Origin of the sequence: Paraburkholderia sp. BCC1885 (assembly GCF_900996235.1) — a bacterium.
Classification (GTDB): Bacteria; Pseudomonadota; Gammaproteobacteria; order Burkholderiales; family Burkholderiaceae; genus Paraburkholderia.
Genome location: NZ_CAAJGM010000069.1, coordinates 1 through 565, shown reverse-complemented (window position 1 = coordinate 565; position 565 = coordinate 1). Strand labels below are relative to the sequence as shown.

The following is a 565-nucleotide window of genomic DNA, read 5'->3' as shown; positions in this document are numbered from 1 at the left end:
GGTTGTGCCGCACGCAAGTGCTTCCGGTCATGTGCTGGCTATCGCGTTTTTCGCATCCGCTATTTTATTTGGCATGCTTATGACCTTTCCGATCGGCGGGGCCGACATGCCGGTAGTTATCTCCCTCTACAACGCCTTCACAGGGCTTGCGGTGGGACTCGAGGGGTACACACTAGCAAGTCCTGCATTGATGATCGCAGGTATGGTCGTCGGATCTGCCGGCACGCTGTTGACGGTGCTAATGGCCAAGGCGATGAATCGTTCTCTGTCGAACGTGCTGTTCAGTAACTTTGGTGATGCTCCGGCAGGCGAGCCCGGCGCGATGCATGGAAACATCAAGGCGACCGATGCCACCGACGCGGCCATCAACATGCGTTATGCCTCGAGCGTCATCATTGTTCCCGGTTATGGCCTTGCGGTCGCCCAGGCGCAACAGAAGCTCTACGAGTTCGTCAAACTGCTCCAGGCGGCCGATGTCGACGTGAAGTTCGCGATGCACCCGGTCGCCGGGCGCATGCCGGGCCATATGAACGTCCTGCTGGCAGAGGCTGGCGTGCCGTACGAC

Annotated in this window: 1 protein-coding gene; it reads left to right on the top strand. The window is 59.1% G+C overall.

Annotated features, from left to right (window positions below):
* A partial coding sequence (locus FQ755_RS06000) for an NAD(P)(+) transhydrogenase (Re/Si-specific) subunit beta (protein WP_144152104.1) occupies positions 1-565 on the top strand: 565 nt, incomplete at both ends.